Consider the following 15,216-nt stretch of genomic DNA (forward strand, 5'->3'; position numbering starts at 1 on the left):
GGCGCGCCCGCGCGTCACGACGAGCGCGATGTCGTGGCCGACGAGCGCTGCCGCTGCAGCTGCTCCAGGCCCCGCTGCACCTCGGCCTGGACCGCCGGGATGACCTGCGCGATGTAGGTGCCGAACTTCTTCATCGCGCTGGCACCATGGGTCGAGCCGTAGAAGTCGGCCAGCGCATTCAGCTCATCCGCGGTGAAGGTCCGGACCATGGCCTCGCGCGTCAGGGTCTCCAGCGCGTCCACGCGCACGATCGCTTTCATGTCGGCCAGAAACTGCGCCCGGTGCGTGGCGGGCACCTGCTTGCCGATCTCGGCGAACGCGTCGTCCAGCATCCGGGACATCGGCACCACCTGCAGGTAGCGGTCGGCCGCGGCCTGGCGGTCAGCCAGGCTGTCCTGGGCCTGGGCGGGCAGCCACAGCAGTGCGGCCAGCGCCACGCACAGGCAGCGCATCGGGAAGTGGGTCATGGGTGGTCCTGGGTGAAGCAGTGGGAGATGGGGCTGGCGTGAAAACACCAGGGCATCCAGCGATCCGGCCACGCCAACAGGCGGGCGCCGCTGGGTGCGGATCGCTGCCAACGCTCAGTCACCGGCGCCGACCCGCTTGAACAGGCTGATATTGGTGGGCTCGAAGCCCAGCTGGGCGTAAAGCTGCCTGGCGCCCAGGTTGTGGCCGAACACATGCAGTGCGATGCCATGGAAGCCGAAGGACGCGCAGGCCTGCTCCAGGCATCGCAAGGCACCCGCGGCATGGCCCTGGCGACGGTGCGGCGGGTCGACCTCCAGGTTGTAGACATAGGCGATGTCCAGGCCATGCAGGCGCTGCCTGGCAAACCACAGCACGCCCACGGCGGTGCCGGTGCCGTTGACGATGGCGCAGAGGTGGTGGTCGACCGTGGCCAGGCCCTGGGGCAGCAGGCGGGCGTGGTCCTCGCGCGAGCGCGCCAGGGCCTCGTCGGGCGTCCACTGGCCCGCGGCGGTCTTGTCGCGTGCGTAGGCCTCGATGGCCTGCGGCAGCCAGGCCTCGAATTCAGCAGCTGAGAAGGGGCGCAGGGCCGTCATGGGGAGGTGGCTGGGGCCGGGCAGCGGCTGCATGCTATGCCGATGCGCCCTCTGCGCCAAGCACCTGCCAGGGCATCCGACGGCCGCAGGTTGGCCTGTCACGGCTGGTAACGCCCTCGCGGTAGACTGGGGCGGCGCGGGGGTTCCCTAGCGCTCACCACAACACTCCATCAGCGAGAGGGAGACTGCCCATGTCCATCCGGACCCTGGCCATCCTGGCCGCGAGCGTATCCATGGTCGGATGCGCGTCCATCGTCAACGACACCACCCAGCCGATGAAGCTGGAGACCAAGACCGCCGACGGCCAGATGGTCACCGGCGCCGAGTGCAAGATCAGCAACGACTACGGCACGATCAGCGCGCGCTCCGGCGAGAGCGCGATGGTGCGCCGCTCGAGCAAGGATCTTGACATCTCGTGCAAGGACCCTGCCAACCCCGAGGCCGTGGGCCGTGCGATCTCGCGCGCCAATGCAGGCCTGGCGGGCAACATCCTGATCGGCGGCGGCATCGGCGCGATCATCGACCACTCCAAGGGCACGGCCTACACCTACCCGACCTGGGTGCAGCTGGTGTTCGGCAAGACCCTGGTCTTCGATCGCAGCAACGAGAAGGACGGCATGCCTGTGATGGGCACCGAGCCCACCGTGGCCCCCAAGTGAACGGGCACCCGCCTGCCTGCTGAACAGCCCGGCCCCGCCGGGCTTTTTTTCGTCCTCGACAGCGCCCAGCGGGTGTCGCATCCAAGGCAACAGCCAGCCAGTTTCAGCGCAAAAAGTCAATCCCCCTTTGCAGGCAGGCTGGCAGCCCGAGGGTTCCCGGTCAGACTCCCGGCCGTCCACATACACACACAGGGAGATGACATGGACGACCGTTTCGAGGAGCAGGAACCCGACGCCGGCGACACGCTGGCCCTGCTGGACCCCGCGCTGGCCGGCAGCACACGCGACTTCGTCGGTGGCGCGCACGCCGACCTGCGCGAGCGCCCGCGCGCCTTCCACGACTGGCTGGTGTTGCGCCGCGAGCGCGGCCTGCACCCCTACGCGCGCACGCTGCAGGGGCCGCCCGGCCCGCAGGCGCGTCTGGCGCAGGCCGATGGCAGCCTGGCCAGCGGGCTGAACTTCTCGTCGCAGGACTACCTGTCGCTGTCGACCCACCCGGCGGTGTGCGCCGCCGCCACCGAGGCGGTGCAGCGCTGGGGCGTGCACAGCGCCGGCTCCACGGTGCTGGCCGGCAACGTGGGCGACGGCGATCGGCTCGAGCAGGAGCTGGCCGAGCACCTGGCGATGCCGCATGTGCGCCTGTTCCCCACCGGCTGGGCTGCCGGCTACGGCCTGCTGCGCGCGCTGGTCGGGCCCGAAGACCACGTGGTGATGGACCAGCTGGCCCACAACTGCCTGCACGAGGGCGCGCGCGCCGCCACCCGCCATGTGCACCTGCACCGCCACCTGGACGTGGCGCATGCGCGCACGCTGCTGCAGCGCATCCGCGCGCGCGGCGGCCAGCACGGCATCCTGCTGGTCACCGAAGGCTGTTTCTCGATGGACGCCGATGCGCCCGACCTGGCCGCGCTGCAGGCGCTGGCGCACGAGTTCGACGCGCTGCTGGCGGTGGACGTGGCACACGACCTGGGCAGCATGGGTCCGCAGGGCCAGGGCCAGCCAGGCCTGCAGGGCGTGCACGGCGAGCTCGACATCGTGCTGGGCTCGTTCTCGAAGACGCTGGCCGCCAATGGCGGCTTCGTCGCCTGCCGCGAGGCGGCGCTGGCCGAGTACCTGCGCTACTACGCCCCCACCACCACCTTCTCGAACACGCTGTCGCCGGTGCAGATCGCGGTGGTGCGCGAATCGCTGCGCCTGGTCCGCTCGGCCGAGGGCCTGCAGCGCCGCGACGCACTGATGCAGACCGTGCTGGCGCTGCGCCAGGCGCTGCACTGGCAGGGTCTGGAGGTGCTGGGGCAGCCCTCGCCGATCGTGCCGGTGCTGCTGGGTCCCACCGCGCAGGCGCGGCGCATCGCCCGCGCGCTGCCCGGGCAGGGCCTGCTGGCCAACCTGGTCGAGTACCCGGCGGTGGCGCTCAACCGCGCGCGCATGCGGCTGCAGTGCATGGCGGCGCACACGCCAGCCCAGGCGCTGGAGGCGGCGCGCCGCCTGGGCCGGGCGATCGCCGAGGCCGCTCCGCCCGAGGCCGTGGAGACCGCGCAGATGGGCCTGGACACCGCCGAGGCCTGAGCCCCGCGCATGCGGGGACAATCGCGCGATGAGCGACGATGCCCCGCTGACCGACCACCGCCAGGCCCTGGCCGACCTGGCCCGGCTGGAGCGCTTCCATGCGCTGCTGGCCGAGTCCCTGGTCCAGGGCCGCTGCGTGAAGCTGGTGCTGGCCAAGCCACGTGCCGGCGGCGACGACCTGCAGCGCCTGAGCGCGCGGCCGCTGGTGCTGCGCGGCCAGGCCTGCCTGCAGCTGGTCTACCAGCACGCCACGCGCGACATCACCAAGAACCCGCCGCAGGATGAGGCGCTGGCCCTGCTGCGCGAGCTGCTGGGCACGCGCTTCGCCCACGCCCACCTGTTCACCACCGACGGCGAATGGCAGCTGTCGATCAGCAAGCGCGGCAAGGTGGCCCTGGCGCGCCACGCCCAGACCGCGGTGGCCGCCGAGCCCGCCGGCCACGACCGCGAGAAGCAACGCTGGCTGGCGCTGAGCGAGCCCTTCCTGCAGGACCTGGGCGTGACCGACGCGCAGGGCAAGCTGGTGCCGGCGATGGCGCGCAAGTGGAAGCAGATCAACAAGTTCGTCGAGGTCATCGCCCACGCGCTGGAGCGCGCCCATTGGGCGCCGGCCCCGGGGCAGCCGGTGCGGGTGGTGGACTTTGGCGCCGGCCGCGGCTACCTGACCTTTGCGCTGCACCACCACCTGACCCAGGCGCGCCACTGGCCGGCCGAGGTGCTGGGCGTGGAGCTGCGCCAGCCCCTGGTGGACGAGTGCAACGCCGCCGCCGCACGGCGCGGCCTGGCGGGCCTGCGCTTCGAGTGCGGCGACGTCAACGACCACGCCCCCGAGCGGGTCGACCTGATGATCGCGCTGCACGCCTGCGACACCGCCACCGACGTGGCGATCGCCGCCGGCATCCGCGCCGGCGCGACGATGATCGTCTGCTCGCCCTGCTGCCACAAGGAGCTGCGCCCGCAGATGCAGCTGCCCGAGGTGCTGCGGGGCATGCTGCAGCATGGCATCCACCTGGGCCAGCAGGCCGAGATGGTGACCGACACCCTGCGCGCGCTGTGGCTGGAGGCGCGCGGCTGGGACGCCCAGGTCTTCGAGTTCGTGGCGCTGGAGCACACCAGCAAGAACAAGATGATCCTGGCGCTGCGCCGCCCCGAAGGCGCCCCCGGCGAGGCGCGCCGCCGCGCCGAGGCCGAGCGGCAGATCGCCGCGCTGCAGGGCTTCTACGGCGTCACGCAGCAGCGGCTTGCTGAACTGCTGGCCTGAGCGCGCCTCAGCCGCGCCGCGCGCGCTCGATCGCCGCGGCTAGCAGGCCCAGGTCCAGCGGCTTGCTGACGTGGTCGTCCATGCCGGCCGCCAGGTGGGCGGCGCGGTCCTCGACCATGGCATTGGCGGTCATCGCGATGATCGGGATGCGCGACAGCGGCGGCGGCAGCGCGCGGATCGCGCGGGTGGCCGACTCGCCGTCCATCCGCGGCATCTGCACGTCCATCAGCACCAGGTCGTAGGGCTCGGCCTGCACCTCGCGCAGCACCTCCAGCCCGTCGGCGACGATGGTGCAGGGGTGGCCCAGCTGGTCGAGCATGGCCTGGATCAGGATCTGGTTGACCGCGTTGTCCTCGGCCACCAGGATGCGCAGCGGCGCGCGCAAGGCCGAGGCGCCGCCGGCCCCCTGCGGCAGCGCGTCGGCCGCCTCGGTGGACGGCTGCAGCGGCAGCAGCACGGTGAAGCAGCTGCCCACGCCTGGCGCGCTCTGCACGTCGATGCGCCCGCCCATCAGATGGACGATCTCGCGGCTGATCGCCAGGCCCAGCCCGCTGCCGCCATAGCGCCGGGACGCGCCGCTGTCGCCCTGGGTGAAGCGGGTGAACAGCCGCGGCAGCAGCTCGGGCACGATGCCGATGCCGGTGTCGCGCACCGCGATCGAGACCTCGCAGCGGCCATCGGGCAGCCACTGGTGCCCCAGCTCGACGCTGATGCGGCCGTGGTCGGTGAACTTCAGCGCGTTGCCCAGCAGGTTGAACAGCACCTGGCGCAGCCGGCTGGCATCGGCGCGCAGGCGCTCGGGCAGGCCGGGCGCGACCACCAGGTCCAGCGCCAGGCCCTTGGCCTGGGCGCGCAGGCGCAGCAGCGAGGCCACCTCGTCGACGGTGCGCGCCAGATCGACATCGGCCAGCTCCAGCGTCAGGTGGCCGGCCTCGACCTTGGACAGGTCCAGGATGTCGTTGATCAAGGCCAGCAGGGTCTGGCCGGAGCCGTGGATCAGCTCGGCGCAGCGCCGCTGCTCGTCGCTCAGCGGCGTGTTCAGCAGCAGGCTGTTCATGCCCAGCACGGCGTTCAGCGGGGTGCGGATCTCGTGGCTCATCGCCGCCAGGAAGCGCGACTTGGCCTCGTTGGCGGCCTCGGCGGCCTGCTTGGCGCGCGCCAGCTCGCGCTCGTTGCGGGTGATGTCGCGGAACACGCTGACCACACCACCCTCGGGCGTGCGCCGCTCCACCGCATGGATCACGCGGCCGTCGGGCAGCTCCTGCTCGTAGCCGCCCTCACGCTGGCGGTGCACGGCCAGGCGCATCTGCACCCAGCCCTGCTGGTCGGCCTGGCTGGCGTCGGGCATCAGCGCCAGCGCACCGGTCAGGGCCAGGCGCTCGAAGTCGACGCCCGGCGCCAGCACCGGCTTGAGCCAGGGGAACAGCTCCTCGTAGCGCTGGTTCCACACGACCACCCGGTCCTGCGCGTCGCACAGCAGGAAGCCGTCACCCATGGCCGACAGCGCGCGCTCGAGCGAGTCCTTGGTGCGCTGGGTCTCGGCGCGGGCGCGCGCCAGGCCCCGCAGGTAGTGGTCGGCGGCCACGGCGGCACCGATCAGGGCCAGCGAGAACAAGGCCGCCACCGCCACCACCAGCCGGCGCGTCAGCTCGCCCTCCTGCAGCGCCGCCGCCTGCGACAGGCCGGCGCTGACCAGCAGGCCCTGGTAGAGCAGCGGCCGTGCGGCCACCAGCGCGGGCTCGCCACGCAGGCGCCCCTCCACCTCCTGCGCCTCGCCACCGGTCTTCAGCGTGCCCAGCGGCCGGGCCAGCTGGCTGCCCAGCAGGGCGTCCTGCGGTGGCGCCACGGCCATCAGCAGTCCGTCGTCGCGCTCCAGCGTGAGGCAGATGCCACCTTCCTCGGCATTCGGGCCGAGGATGGACGCGGCCACCGCCGCTGGCCACTCGGCGACGATGAACCAGCGCCGCCCGCCGGGGTCGATCAGCGGCCGCGCCAGGTAGAGCACCCGCTCGGCGGTGGCAAAGGTCTGGACCGGCGCGGACACGCGCAGCTGGGGCACGGCCTGCTGGCGCAGGCCACTGAGCCAGTCGGCCGGCGGCTGCATCGGCGGGCGGCCGTCCAGGGCCTGGGCCGACACCCGCACCCGGCCCTGCTCGTCAATCAGGGCCACGTCGCGCAGCGACAGGTTCTGGCGCACGGTGGCATACAGCAGCTGGCGGGCGCGGGCCTCGTCCAGGCCGGTGGGCGTCCAGGCCGGTTGCAGCGTGCTGTCGTGGCCGGCCAGCAGCAGATCCAGGCCCAGCAGGCTGCGGTTGAGCGCGGCCTCGGCGCCGGCCACCTGGCGCTCGACGGCGCCGCGCGCTTCGCGCAGCGCCTCCTCGCGCAGGCTGTGCAGCAGCCAGGCGGTCACCCCGGCGACCAGGGCCACCAGCACCGCGGCCATCAGGCCCACGGCGCGGCGCGTGCGCCGGGTCTCGGCCGCGCCGTCGGTGGACAGGGCGGTGGGGGTCACGGTCCGCGCGGCGCCATCGTGCCGCTGACCGGCCCCAGCGTTCGGTTCCAGGCCTCGGCGCAGCCGGCGCCGCAGCGCTGCAGCCAGCGGGTCAGCACGGTGCTGGCGAAGATCTCACGCTGGCGACGGACATCGGCCGGCGTCGCCCGCACCTCGGCCATGCGGCCCTTGCGGCCGCCCACGCAGGCCTGGGCGCCGATGTTGCAGGCCTGGCCTTCGCCGGTCTCATGGTCGGACTCCAGCCAGATGTCGTGCTCCAGCCGCGCCAGCTCGCGGTTCAGCAACTGGCGCAGGTCGGCCGGCAGCGCCAGCCAGGCAGCGCGGTTGGCGCCGAAGTAGGACAGCCCCCAGGTGATCGGCAGCGTGTGGATGTGGGTGGTGACCTCATGCAGGCCGATGGTGTTGCCCGACATGCTGCCGGTGACCGCGCAGTCCAGGCCACCGCTGCGCATCTGCTGCACGATCTCGGCAAAGGGCGTGGTGACCGCGGTGCCGCCCAGCGCTTCCACCCAGTCGGCCTGGGTGGGGCTGGAGGTGCGCACCTTGCGGCCCGCCAGGTCGCCCAGGCTGGCCAGCGGCTTGTTGCAGAAGACCATCTGCGCCGGGTAGGTGTAGACCGCCAGCAGCTCGATGCCGTGGCGCTCGCGCAGGCGCTCGGCCAGCAGGGGCCGGAAGGCCGCCAGGTGGCGGCGCAGGCTGGCGATGTCCGGGTTCAGGCCCGCCAGGTCCACTGCGCCCAGCAGCGGGTCCTGGCCGCTGGCCTGGCTGACCAGCAGTGTGCCGAAGCTGACCACGCCCAACTGCATCAGCCGCACCATGTCGGCACCCCGGATGCCGGCGCGGTCGAAGGGCACGATGTCGGCACGCAGGCGCCCGGCGCTCAGGCCCGGCAGCTCCTGCGACCAGAACGGCTCCTCGTGGCGCAGGTACTGGTTGACGCCTGCCAGGCCCCCCACCACGCGCAGCACGGTGGGCTCCGGCGCTGCGGCCGTGGCCGTCGCCGCGACCAGCCAGGCCGCCGCCATGAGCGCCCGGCGGCCAGACCATCGCACGGCCGGTTGCCGCCCTGATCGCCACCAGGTGCCGAGGTGCATCGCTGGAACTCCTTCATCGCGCGCCGCGGCACGCCGCGGCCGCAGTGGTGGCTGGAAGTATGGCACCGTCGGGGTGACATCCCTCTTCAGACGTCGTCAATCCTGACCCACTAGCATCGCCGACCATGCGCCACTACCGCCCTCATCCCATGCGACTGCACGCCCTGGCCCTGGCCGGTCTGGCCAGCCTGCTGGCCCCGGCCAGCCACGCCGCCGATGACGAAGGCCATTTCAGCTACCAGGTCGGGCTGGCCACGGCCTGGAAGCCCAGCTATGCAGGCTCGGACAACTACGACGTGTCGGCGCGGCCGGTGATCGGGCTGCGCTGGGGGCGTTTCCGGCTGACCTCGTCGCAGGCCAACCTGATCGAGGGGCCCAGCGACGGCAGCCGGGCGCCAGGCGCCAGCGTGTCGCTGGTGGAGTCGACCCGGTGGAGCTCGGGCCTGGCACTGCGCTACGACAAGGGCCGCTTCGCCAGCGACGACCCGCGCCTGGCCGCGCTGCCCGAGGTGCGCAGCACGCTGCGCGCCCGGCTCTACGGCCGCTACGCGCTGGAGGGCGAGGCCGATGACCAGCGCGCCATCAGCGCCGCGCTGTCAAGCGACCTGCTAGGCCGCGACGGCGGCGTGACGCTGTCGGTGGATCTGTCGCGCCGGGTGGCCTTGTCACCCACGCTGCGCTGGACCCAGGGCATCGGCCTGGGTGCGGCGGACGCCACCTACATGCGCAGCCACCACGGCGTGCCGGCCGCCTCGGCGCCGGCGGCCGGGCTGCCGGCCTACAACCCGGGCGCCGGCCTCACCGATGTCCATGTGGGCACGGGACTGACCTGGCGCGTCCACCCGAACTGGCGCCTGGGCGGCACGGTCGGCCTGACCTACATGCTGGGGCCCGCGGCGACCAGCCCGCTGACGCTCCAGCGCAGCTCGGTGGGGCTGGTGCTGGGGCTGGTCTACATCAGTTCTCCTGACTGAGACCCAGCGATTCGTGGGCGCCGAAGTAGGTCGCGAACAGGTCCTCGTCGCGGCTTTCCTGCACCTGCAGGCCGGCCAGCACCTGGCGGAAGGGGCGCGGCCGCGGCGGTGATTCCACGCTCAGGCCCATCGGCTGGGTGTCGGCCCAGCAGGTGGAGACAGCGGGGGCGGGGCGCAGCGCGGCGGCAAATCGGCGGGCGAGTTGAAGGGGCATGGCGTTCTCCGGACGACTCCTGCAATGTCGGAGGCTTCGGTCCAGAGCCTAAGGGCCGCGTGAGGCCCGCAGCGTGGCGAAATGCGGGGGAAAAGCCGCCTTGGCCCCCCTACGCCTCGGGGGGCAGCGGCGGCAGGGGCTCGGCCAGCGGGGCGGTGAGGGCTTCGCCGTCCACGCTGGCGCGGCCCACCGCCCGGTCGACCGGCCAGCTGCGCAGCGCCTGCGGCGGTGTCGGCGGCAGCAGCGCGGCGAGTGCCTCGGGCCGCTGCTCGCCGCGGTCCAGCCAGGCCGCCCAGTGCGCCGGCTCGACGATCACCGGCATGCGGTCGTGCACCGGCGCCATCGTGGCATTGGCCTCGCGGGTCAGGATGCAGCAGCTCAGCAGCCAGTCGGCGCTTTCGTCAGGGCGCCAGGCCTCGAACAGGCCGGCGAAGGCCAGCGGCGCGCCGTCGGCGGCGCTGAAGTACCAGGGCTGCTTGAAGGGCTTGCCGTCGGCGCCGCGGCGCGGCTGCCATTCGTAGAAGCCGCTGGCCGGGATCAGGCAGCGGCGTCGGCGCAGCGCCTGGCGGAACGACGGCTTCTCGGCCGCGCTTTCCAGCCGGGCGTTGTTGAGCTTGGCGCCGATGCCGGCGTCCTGGGCCCAATGCGGCACCAGGCCCCAGCGCATCAGCGTGCCGATGCGCTCGCCCTCGCGCGTGTCATGGACCACCGGCACCTCGCTCTGCGGGGCGATGTTCCAGCGCCGCTCGAAGGGCTGGATGCGGGTCAGGCTGAAACCCTGTACCAGCGTCGCAGGGTCATAGGCCACCACGTAGCGGCCGCACATCGCAGGCTCCTCCCGGGCAATGGGTCGGCCTGGATGATAGGGCCGCGGGCGTTCAGGCGGCGCGGATGCCCTGCATCGCCTGGGCCAGCTGACCGGCCTGCTGGCGCAGGCTCTCGGCGGCGGCCGAGCTCTGCTCGACCAGCGCGGCGTTCTGCTGGGTGGAGGCGTCGAGCTGGTGCACCGCGCCGTTGACCTGGGCGATGCCCTCGCTCTGGGCCTGCGTGGCGGCGGTGATGTCGCGGATGATGTCGGAGACGCGCTGCACCGCGGCGACGATCTCGTCCATCGTCGTGCCGGCCGAGCCCACCAGCTGGGCGCCGGCGTCCACCTTCTGCACGCTGTCGCCGATCAGCTGCTTGATCTCGCGCGCCGCCTCGGCCGAGCGGCCGGCCAGGCTGCGCACCTCGCCGGCCACCACCGCGAAGCCGCGGCCCTGCTCGCCGGCGCGGGCGGCTTCGACCGCCGCGTTCAGCGCCAGGATGTTGGTCTGGAAGGCGATGCCGTCGATGACGCCGATGATGTCGGCGATGCGCTTGGAGGCCTGGTTGATCTCGCCCATCGTGGTCACGACGTCGGCCACCACCTGGCCGCCGCGCCCGGCCACCTCGGCGGCGCCGGCCGCCAGCTGGCTGGCCACGCGGGCGGACTCGGCCGTCTGCTGCACGGCGCCAGAGAGCTGCACCATCGCCGAGGCGGTCTGCTGCAGCTGTCCGGCGGCCTGCTCGGTGCGGCCGCTGAGGTCCAGGCTGCCGCTGGCGATCTCGCTGGACGCGGTCTGGATGCTGGCGATGCTGCCACCCACGGTCTTCAGCACCTCCCCCAGCGACAGCAGCGCCGTCTTCAGGCCGGCGGCCGCGGACGTGCGCGCCGGCAGCGACTGCACGTCCAGCGCGATGCGGCCCTGGGCGCCCAGGTGCTCGACCAGGCTTTCCAGCTCCTGTCCCTGGGTGGCCGCGCTGCGCATCAGCGTCGCCAGGTACACCTCCAGCGCGGTCTGCACCACCACGTAGCCGGCGTGCACCATCACCCGCATCAGGTCGGGTTCGGCCAGGCAGTAGGTGCCCAGGCCGGCCGCCTGCAGACGATCGAACACCACGTGGTGCACCGCAATCACGCCGGCCGCCAGCACCAGCGGCCGCCAGTCACGGTAGGCCAGCAGGAAGGCCAGGGTCACGAAGACGCCGAAGTGCATCTCGGTCAGGCCGCGGGCCAGCTGGATGTGCAGCGCCACGCTGGACATCAGCGTCGCCGACAGCACCAGCCGCGACGCCAGCGAGCCCGGCGCGCCCAGCGCCACCAGGGTGCCCAGCAGGGCCAGCGGCAGGCCGGCGCCCAGGGCCAGGCCCGGCTGGCCGACATACACCCCCAGCCCGACGGCCATCACGACCGAGGCGAGCAGGGACAACAGGATCAGTCGATCCGCCTGGCGGGCCAGGCGGGACGGGGGAAGGGACGAGGCCATGCGGTCTCCTGGCAAGGAACGGGACGGCGACGGGGGCAGTCGCCCAGGACGCCACTGTGCCGGTCAGTCCGGGCGGCCATAGGCGCAAAATGCCCGGGCTTGCCGGTCCTGTTCCGCCGGGGGCGACCCGCGCGGGGTTCACGCGCAAGCGACCGCCGCGCAACATGCGCGCAACACGCCCTCGCCACGATCGCCTGCCAGCCGACAAGACACCCAACCGACCTGCCGAGGAGCCCCTTTTGTCCGAACACCGCCTGTCCAAGCGCCACTTCCTGGGCCTGATTGCCGCCCTGCCGATGACCAGCCTGGTCGGCTGCGGGGGCTCCAGCAGTGGCGATGCCTCGCTGCGCCTGGTCAACGCCAGCGGCTACGACGCGCTCGACCTGTACATCGACGATGAGCTGCTGCTGTCCTCGGTGGCCTACGGCAGCGCCAGCAGCTACACCAGCGTCTCGGCCGCGACCGTCACCGCGGCACTGACCAATGCCGACTCGGCCACCTACCTGCTGAGCCAGAGCCGTACGCTGGAGACCGACACCCAGTACACCGCCGTGGCCTACGGCTGGCAGGGGGCGCTGAAGTCCAACCTGATCGCCGACTCGGTGGACGCCGCCGACAGCGGCAAGACCAAGCTGACGGTGCTCAACACCGCCAGCGATGCCGGCAGCCTGGACGTCTACCTGACCGCCGCCAGCGATGACCTGGACGCCTCGACACCGGTGGCCACCGGCGTGGCGGGCGGCTCGTCCTCGAGCGTGACCAGCGTGACCGCCGGCACCTACCGCCTGCGCGTCACCGCCAGTGAAGACACCAGCGACCTGCGGCTGGACGTGGCCAGCATCACGCTGGCCAGCACCGGCGTGGTCACGCTGGTGCTGATGCCCGGCCCGGGCGGCGTGCTGGTGCATGCGATGCAGCTGGTGCAGGGCGGCGCGGTCACCGCGCTGCTGAACACCCAGGCGCGGGTGCGCGTGGTGGGGGGCGTGGCCAGTGGCGCCACGGTCAGCGCCAGCGTGGGCGGCGTGTCGCTGCTCAGCGGCGCGCCCTCGCCGACGATCGGCAGCTACAAGCTGGTGGACGCGGGCAGCAGTGTGGCGATCAGCGTCAGCGTGGCGGGCAGCAGCCTGGCCGCGCGCACCGCCACGCTGGAGGCCGGCGGCGACTACACGCTGCTGGTCAGCGGCACCGCCGCCTCGCCCACCGTCAGCGTGGTCGAGGACGACAACCGCCTGCCCACCAGCACCAGCAAGTACAAGCTGCGTCTGCTCAATGCGATGAACGGCATGGACAGCTACCCGCTGACGCTGACGGTCGACTACGAGGCCGTGATCTCGGACCTGGCCGCCGGCGCGGTGTCCGACCCGGTGGCGCTCAACAGCAACGACGCCGCGACGCTGGAGGTCAGCTCGGCGCTGTCCTCGACCGCGCTCTACAGCCTCACCGACACCGCATTGGCGGCACAGGGCGTGTACACGGTGTTCATGTTCGGCACCTCGGCCGCGCCTTCGGGGGCGCTGCGCAAGGAACGCTGATTGGCGCCCCCGGCCGCGGGGTACCGCGGCCACCCCCCGAGGGGGTGCGCAGGCCGCTTTGGGCGAGTCCTGACGTGTCGACGTCCTGAGGACGTCGGCGCGCCTGACGAGCCGGGCGAGCTCTGCGAGCCCGTGGAGCGGCCGTGCGCTGGCCTGCGCGGCGCCCCCGGCCGCGGGGTACCGCGGCACGGGGCGCTCCGCTCAAGACGACTTGAGCTTGCAGAACACGAACTTGCCGGACACGCCCCAGATGTGCTCGGCGACGGTGCCGCCGGTGACGCCGGGGAAGTTGAACTCCATGCCGCCACCGGTGCTCATGAAGTCGCCGGTGCGCATGTAGATCACCACGCCGTTGGCATCGACGTCGATCTCGTCCACCGCTGTGCCGGCAAAGGCCAGCGACGGTGTCGCCGCCAGCTTGGCCTGCTGGTAGGTGGGCATCCAGATGCCCAGCCCCGGCTCCAGGAAGAAGTTGCAGTCGTCGTTCAGGGCGATCGTGGTCAGTGAGCCGTCGGTGGCCTGACCCTTGAGGCCGTCAGCCTGGTACACCTTGCCCGGCCCGTTGGGCGGCGTGGCGGTGTCGGAGTTGGCCGCGATCCAGGCGTTGATCGCACCGAACACGTCCTGGTTCGCCTGCGCGTCGGTGGTCGAGGCCTTGCACTGCGTGTAGGCGACGATGGTGCCCAGCGTGGTCTTGGTCGGGCAGAGCTTCTCCAGCTGCGACAGCGTGACCGTCGGACCATCGCCGGACGGCGGCGGGGGGGGCGGAGGAGGAGGCGGGGGCGGCGGCGGGGGAGGGGGAGGGGGCGGCGCCGGCACCGGCGCAGGGGCGGGTGAGTCACTGCCGCCACAGGCGGTCAGGCCCTGGCCCAGGGCCAGGACAGCGGCGAGCGCGAACATGACGCGCAGCGCACTCAGGTGGGTGGTCTTCATGGTGTGGTGTCGGGCTTCGGGCTGCTCGCCGCCCCGGGGCGGGGCCGTCCACGTGGCGGCCTCGATGGGGAACGCCCAGCGCCCGGGTGGGACGGCTCACCAGACACCCCCCTAGGTGTGCAGTCCCCCCCCAGTTTCCGACCTGGCCGTCGCGCCAGTCCGGCCGGTCCGGCCCGACCGGGCCGCCCGCGCCCTCAGGCCAGGCGGCCGGCGCGGAAGTCGGCGATCGCCTCGTGGATCTGCTGCGGCGTGTTCATCACGAAGGGGCCGTACTGGACGATCGGCTCACCCAGCGGCTGTCCCGCCAGCACCAGCAGGCGTGCCGGCTGCGCACCGGGGTTGGACAGCTGCACGCCGTCGCTGCCGGCCTGGTTGGCCAGCAGACCCATCTGGCCCGCCACCAGGCGGCCGCCGCCCAGTGCGGCTTCACCGCGGTAGACGTGCACGAAGGCGTTGTGCGCGGCCGGGATGGCCACCGCGTGCGCCGCGCCCGGCGCCAGGTGCACGTCCAGGTACAGCACCTGGGTGGCCTCGCGCTGCACCGCGCCCTGCACGCCCTGGTGTTGGCCGGCGATCACGCGCACGCGCACGCCAGGCGCCTGCCATTCGGGGATCTGGGCGTCGCTGAAGTCGCGGTACCAGGGCGGGCACAGCTTGTCGCGGCCAGGCAGGTTCAGCCAGAGCTGGAAGCCCTCCATCCGGCCTTCTTCCTGCTCGGGCAGCTCGCTGTGGATGACGCCGCGGCCGGCGGTCATCCATTGCACGCCGCCGTTCTCCAGCAGGCCCTCGTGGCCGGCCGAGTCGCGGTGGCGCATGCGCCCGGCGATCATGTAGGTCACGGTCTCGAAGCCGCGGTGCGGATGGTCCGGGAAGCCGGCGATGTAATCGGCGGCCTCGTCCGAGCCGAAGGCGTCGAGCATCAGGAACGGGTCCAGACGCTGCTGCAGCGGGCCATCGAGCAGGCGCACCAGGCGCACGCCGGCACCGTCGCTGGTGGGGCGGCCGGTGACGATGGTGTCGAGGAGACGGGGCGAGGTGAGGGTGTCCATGAGGTGGGATGCTAGGTCCGGTGCGGGCGCCGCAGGTGCAGGCGCGGCGCACGCAGCGTTGCAATTTCTC

At 72.6% G+C, this 15,216-nt stretch carries 14 protein-coding genes; 5 read left to right on the forward strand and 9 right to left on the reverse strand.

The features are described 5' to 3' along the window. Window positions 1-14: 14 nt before the first annotated feature. Together KAK03_RS16155 and KAK03_RS16160 are read right to left on the reverse strand one after the other, a co-directional pair. On the reverse strand, window positions 15-467 hold the full coding sequence (locus tag KAK03_RS16155; RefSeq protein WP_210855219.1) for a DUF2059 domain-containing protein: 453 nt from the start codon (window positions 465-467) through the stop codon (window positions 15-17). Between the two features lie 114 nt (window positions 468-581). Further along, entirely contained in the window at window positions 582-1,061 is a 480-nt protein-coding gene (locus KAK03_RS16160) for a GNAT family N-acetyltransferase (protein ID WP_210855221.1), read from the reverse strand. Window positions 1,062-1,252: 191 nt separating this feature from the next. Between KAK03_RS16160 and KAK03_RS16165 the strand changes: the two genes are divergently transcribed. From KAK03_RS16165 to KAK03_RS16175, 3 genes are all read left to right on the forward strand, one after another. Continuing rightward, on the forward strand, window positions 1,253-1,720 hold the full coding sequence (locus KAK03_RS16165; RefSeq protein ID WP_210855223.1) for a hypothetical protein: 468 nt from the start codon (window positions 1,253-1,255) through the stop codon (window positions 1,718-1,720). A gap of 201 nt (window positions 1,721-1,921) precedes the next feature. After that, a complete protein-coding gene (locus KAK03_RS16170; protein WP_210855225.1) occupies window positions 1,922-3,289 on the forward strand; it encodes an aminotransferase class I/II-fold pyridoxal phosphate-dependent enzyme in 1,368 nt (455 codons plus the stop codon). 28 nt (window positions 3,290-3,317) lie between these two features. Next, window positions 3,318-4,550, forward strand: coding sequence for a class I SAM-dependent methyltransferase (locus tag KAK03_RS16175; RefSeq protein WP_210855227.1), 1,233 nt, complete (start codon window positions 3,318-3,320; stop codon window positions 4,548-4,550). 7 nt (window positions 4,551-4,557) lie between these two features. Here KAK03_RS16175 and KAK03_RS25440 read toward each other — a convergent pair whose 3' ends face one another. Together KAK03_RS25440 and KAK03_RS16185 are read right to left on the reverse strand one after the other, a co-directional pair. Beyond that, window positions 4,558-7,062, reverse strand: a complete 2,505-nt coding sequence (locus tag KAK03_RS25440; RefSeq protein WP_210855230.1) for an ATP-binding protein — start codon at window positions 7,060-7,062, stop codon at window positions 4,558-4,560. Continuing rightward, complete coding sequence (locus KAK03_RS16185; protein WP_210855232.1) at window positions 7,059-8,156, reverse strand: TRAP transporter substrate-binding protein; 1,098 nt, start codon at window positions 8,154-8,156, stop codon at window positions 7,059-7,061. The genes KAK03_RS25440 and KAK03_RS16185 overlap by 4 nt, the downstream gene beginning before the upstream one ends. A gap of 149 nt (window positions 8,157-8,305) precedes the next feature. On the opposite strand from KAK03_RS16185, the gene KAK03_RS16190 reads away from it, so the two are divergent. Continuing rightward, window positions 8,306-9,130: a MipA/OmpV family protein gene (locus tag KAK03_RS16190; RefSeq protein WP_210855234.1), complete on the forward strand. Its 825-nt coding sequence runs from the start codon at window positions 8,306-8,308 to the stop codon at window positions 9,128-9,130. Here KAK03_RS16190 and KAK03_RS16195 read toward each other — a convergent pair. The 3 genes from KAK03_RS16195 to KAK03_RS25445 form a co-directional block, all read right to left on the reverse strand. Further along, entirely contained in the window at window positions 9,114-9,344 is a 231-nt protein-coding gene (locus tag KAK03_RS16195; RefSeq protein WP_210855236.1) for a hypothetical protein, read from the reverse strand. The two genes, KAK03_RS16190 and KAK03_RS16195, sit on opposite strands and share 17 nt — an antisense overlap. Before the next feature lie 109 nt (window positions 9,345-9,453). Continuing rightward, the gene (locus tag KAK03_RS16200) at window positions 9,454-10,170 is read right to left on the reverse strand and encodes an SOS response-associated peptidase (RefSeq protein WP_210855238.1); all 717 of its coding nucleotides are present in this window, start codon (window positions 10,168-10,170) and stop codon (window positions 9,454-9,456) included. A 52-nt stretch (window positions 10,171-10,222) separates the two neighbouring features. Continuing rightward, window positions 10,223-11,632, reverse strand: coding sequence for a methyl-accepting chemotaxis protein (locus KAK03_RS25445; RefSeq protein WP_210855240.1), 1,410 nt, complete (start codon window positions 11,630-11,632; stop codon window positions 10,223-10,225). Between the two features lie 239 nt (window positions 11,633-11,871). On the opposite strand from KAK03_RS25445, the gene KAK03_RS16210 reads away from it, so the two are divergent. Then, the gene (locus tag KAK03_RS16210; protein WP_210855242.1) at window positions 11,872-13,164 is read left to right on the forward strand and encodes a DUF4397 domain-containing protein; all 1,293 of its coding nucleotides are present in this window, start codon (window positions 11,872-11,874) and stop codon (window positions 13,162-13,164) included. 201 nt (window positions 13,165-13,365) lie between these two features. Here the strand turns inward: KAK03_RS16210 and KAK03_RS16215 are convergent, their stop codons facing one another. Both KAK03_RS16215 and KAK03_RS16220 read right to left on the reverse strand, forming a co-directional pair. Then, on the reverse strand, window positions 13,366-14,097 hold the full coding sequence (locus KAK03_RS16215) for a hypothetical protein (RefSeq protein ID WP_210855244.1): 732 nt from the start codon (window positions 14,095-14,097) through the stop codon (window positions 13,366-13,368). Between the two features lie 194 nt (window positions 14,098-14,291). Continuing rightward, entirely contained in the window at window positions 14,292-15,146 is an 855-nt protein-coding gene (locus tag KAK03_RS16220) for a pirin family protein (protein WP_210855245.1), read from the reverse strand. Window positions 15,147-15,216 lie beyond the last annotated feature (70 nt).

This window comes from Ideonella alba (assembly GCF_018069845.1).
GTDB classification, from domain to species: Bacteria; Pseudomonadota; Gammaproteobacteria; order Burkholderiales; family Burkholderiaceae_C; genus Ideonella; species Ideonella alba.

Bases quoted from the DNA above. Each gene is read 5' to 3' on its own strand.
- KAK03_RS16155 (WP_210855219.1), bottom strand. From the start codon at position 467: ATGACCCACTTCCCGATGCGCTGCCTGTGCGTGGCGCTGGCCGCACTG.
- KAK03_RS16160 (WP_210855221.1), bottom strand. From the start codon at position 1,061: ATGACGGCCCTGCGCCCCTTCTCAGCTGCTGAATTCGAGGCCTGGCTG.
- KAK03_RS16165 (WP_210855223.1), top strand. From the start codon at position 1,253: ATGTCCATCCGGACCCTGGCCATCCTGGCCGCGAGCGTATCCATGGTC.
- KAK03_RS16170 (WP_210855225.1), top strand. From the start codon at position 1,922: ATGGACGACCGTTTCGAGGAGCAGGAACCCGACGCCGGCGACACGCTG.
- KAK03_RS16175 (WP_210855227.1), top strand. From the start codon at position 3,318: ATGAGCGACGATGCCCCGCTGACCGACCACCGCCAGGCCCTGGCCGAC.
- KAK03_RS16185 (WP_210855232.1), bottom strand. From the start codon at position 8,156: ATGCACCTCGGCACCTGGTGGCGATCAGGGCGGCAACCGGCCGTGCGA.
- KAK03_RS16190 (WP_210855234.1), top strand. From the start codon at position 8,306: ATGCGACTGCACGCCCTGGCCCTGGCCGGTCTGGCCAGCCTGCTGGCC.
- KAK03_RS16195 (WP_210855236.1), bottom strand. From the start codon at position 9,344: ATGCCCCTTCAACTCGCCCGCCGATTTGCCGCCGCGCTGCGCCCCGCC.
- KAK03_RS16200 (WP_210855238.1), bottom strand. From the start codon at position 10,170: ATGTGCGGCCGCTACGTGGTGGCCTATGACCCTGCGACGCTGGTACAG.
- KAK03_RS25445 (WP_210855240.1), bottom strand. From the start codon at position 11,632: ATGGCCTCGTCCCTTCCCCCGTCCCGCCTGGCCCGCCAGGCGGATCGA.
- KAK03_RS16215 (WP_210855244.1), bottom strand. From the start codon at position 14,097: ATGAAGACCACCCACCTGAGTGCGCTGCGCGTCATGTTCGCGCTCGCC.
- KAK03_RS16220 (WP_210855245.1), bottom strand. From the start codon at position 15,146: ATGGACACCCTCACCTCGCCCCGTCTCCTCGACACCATCGTCACCGGC.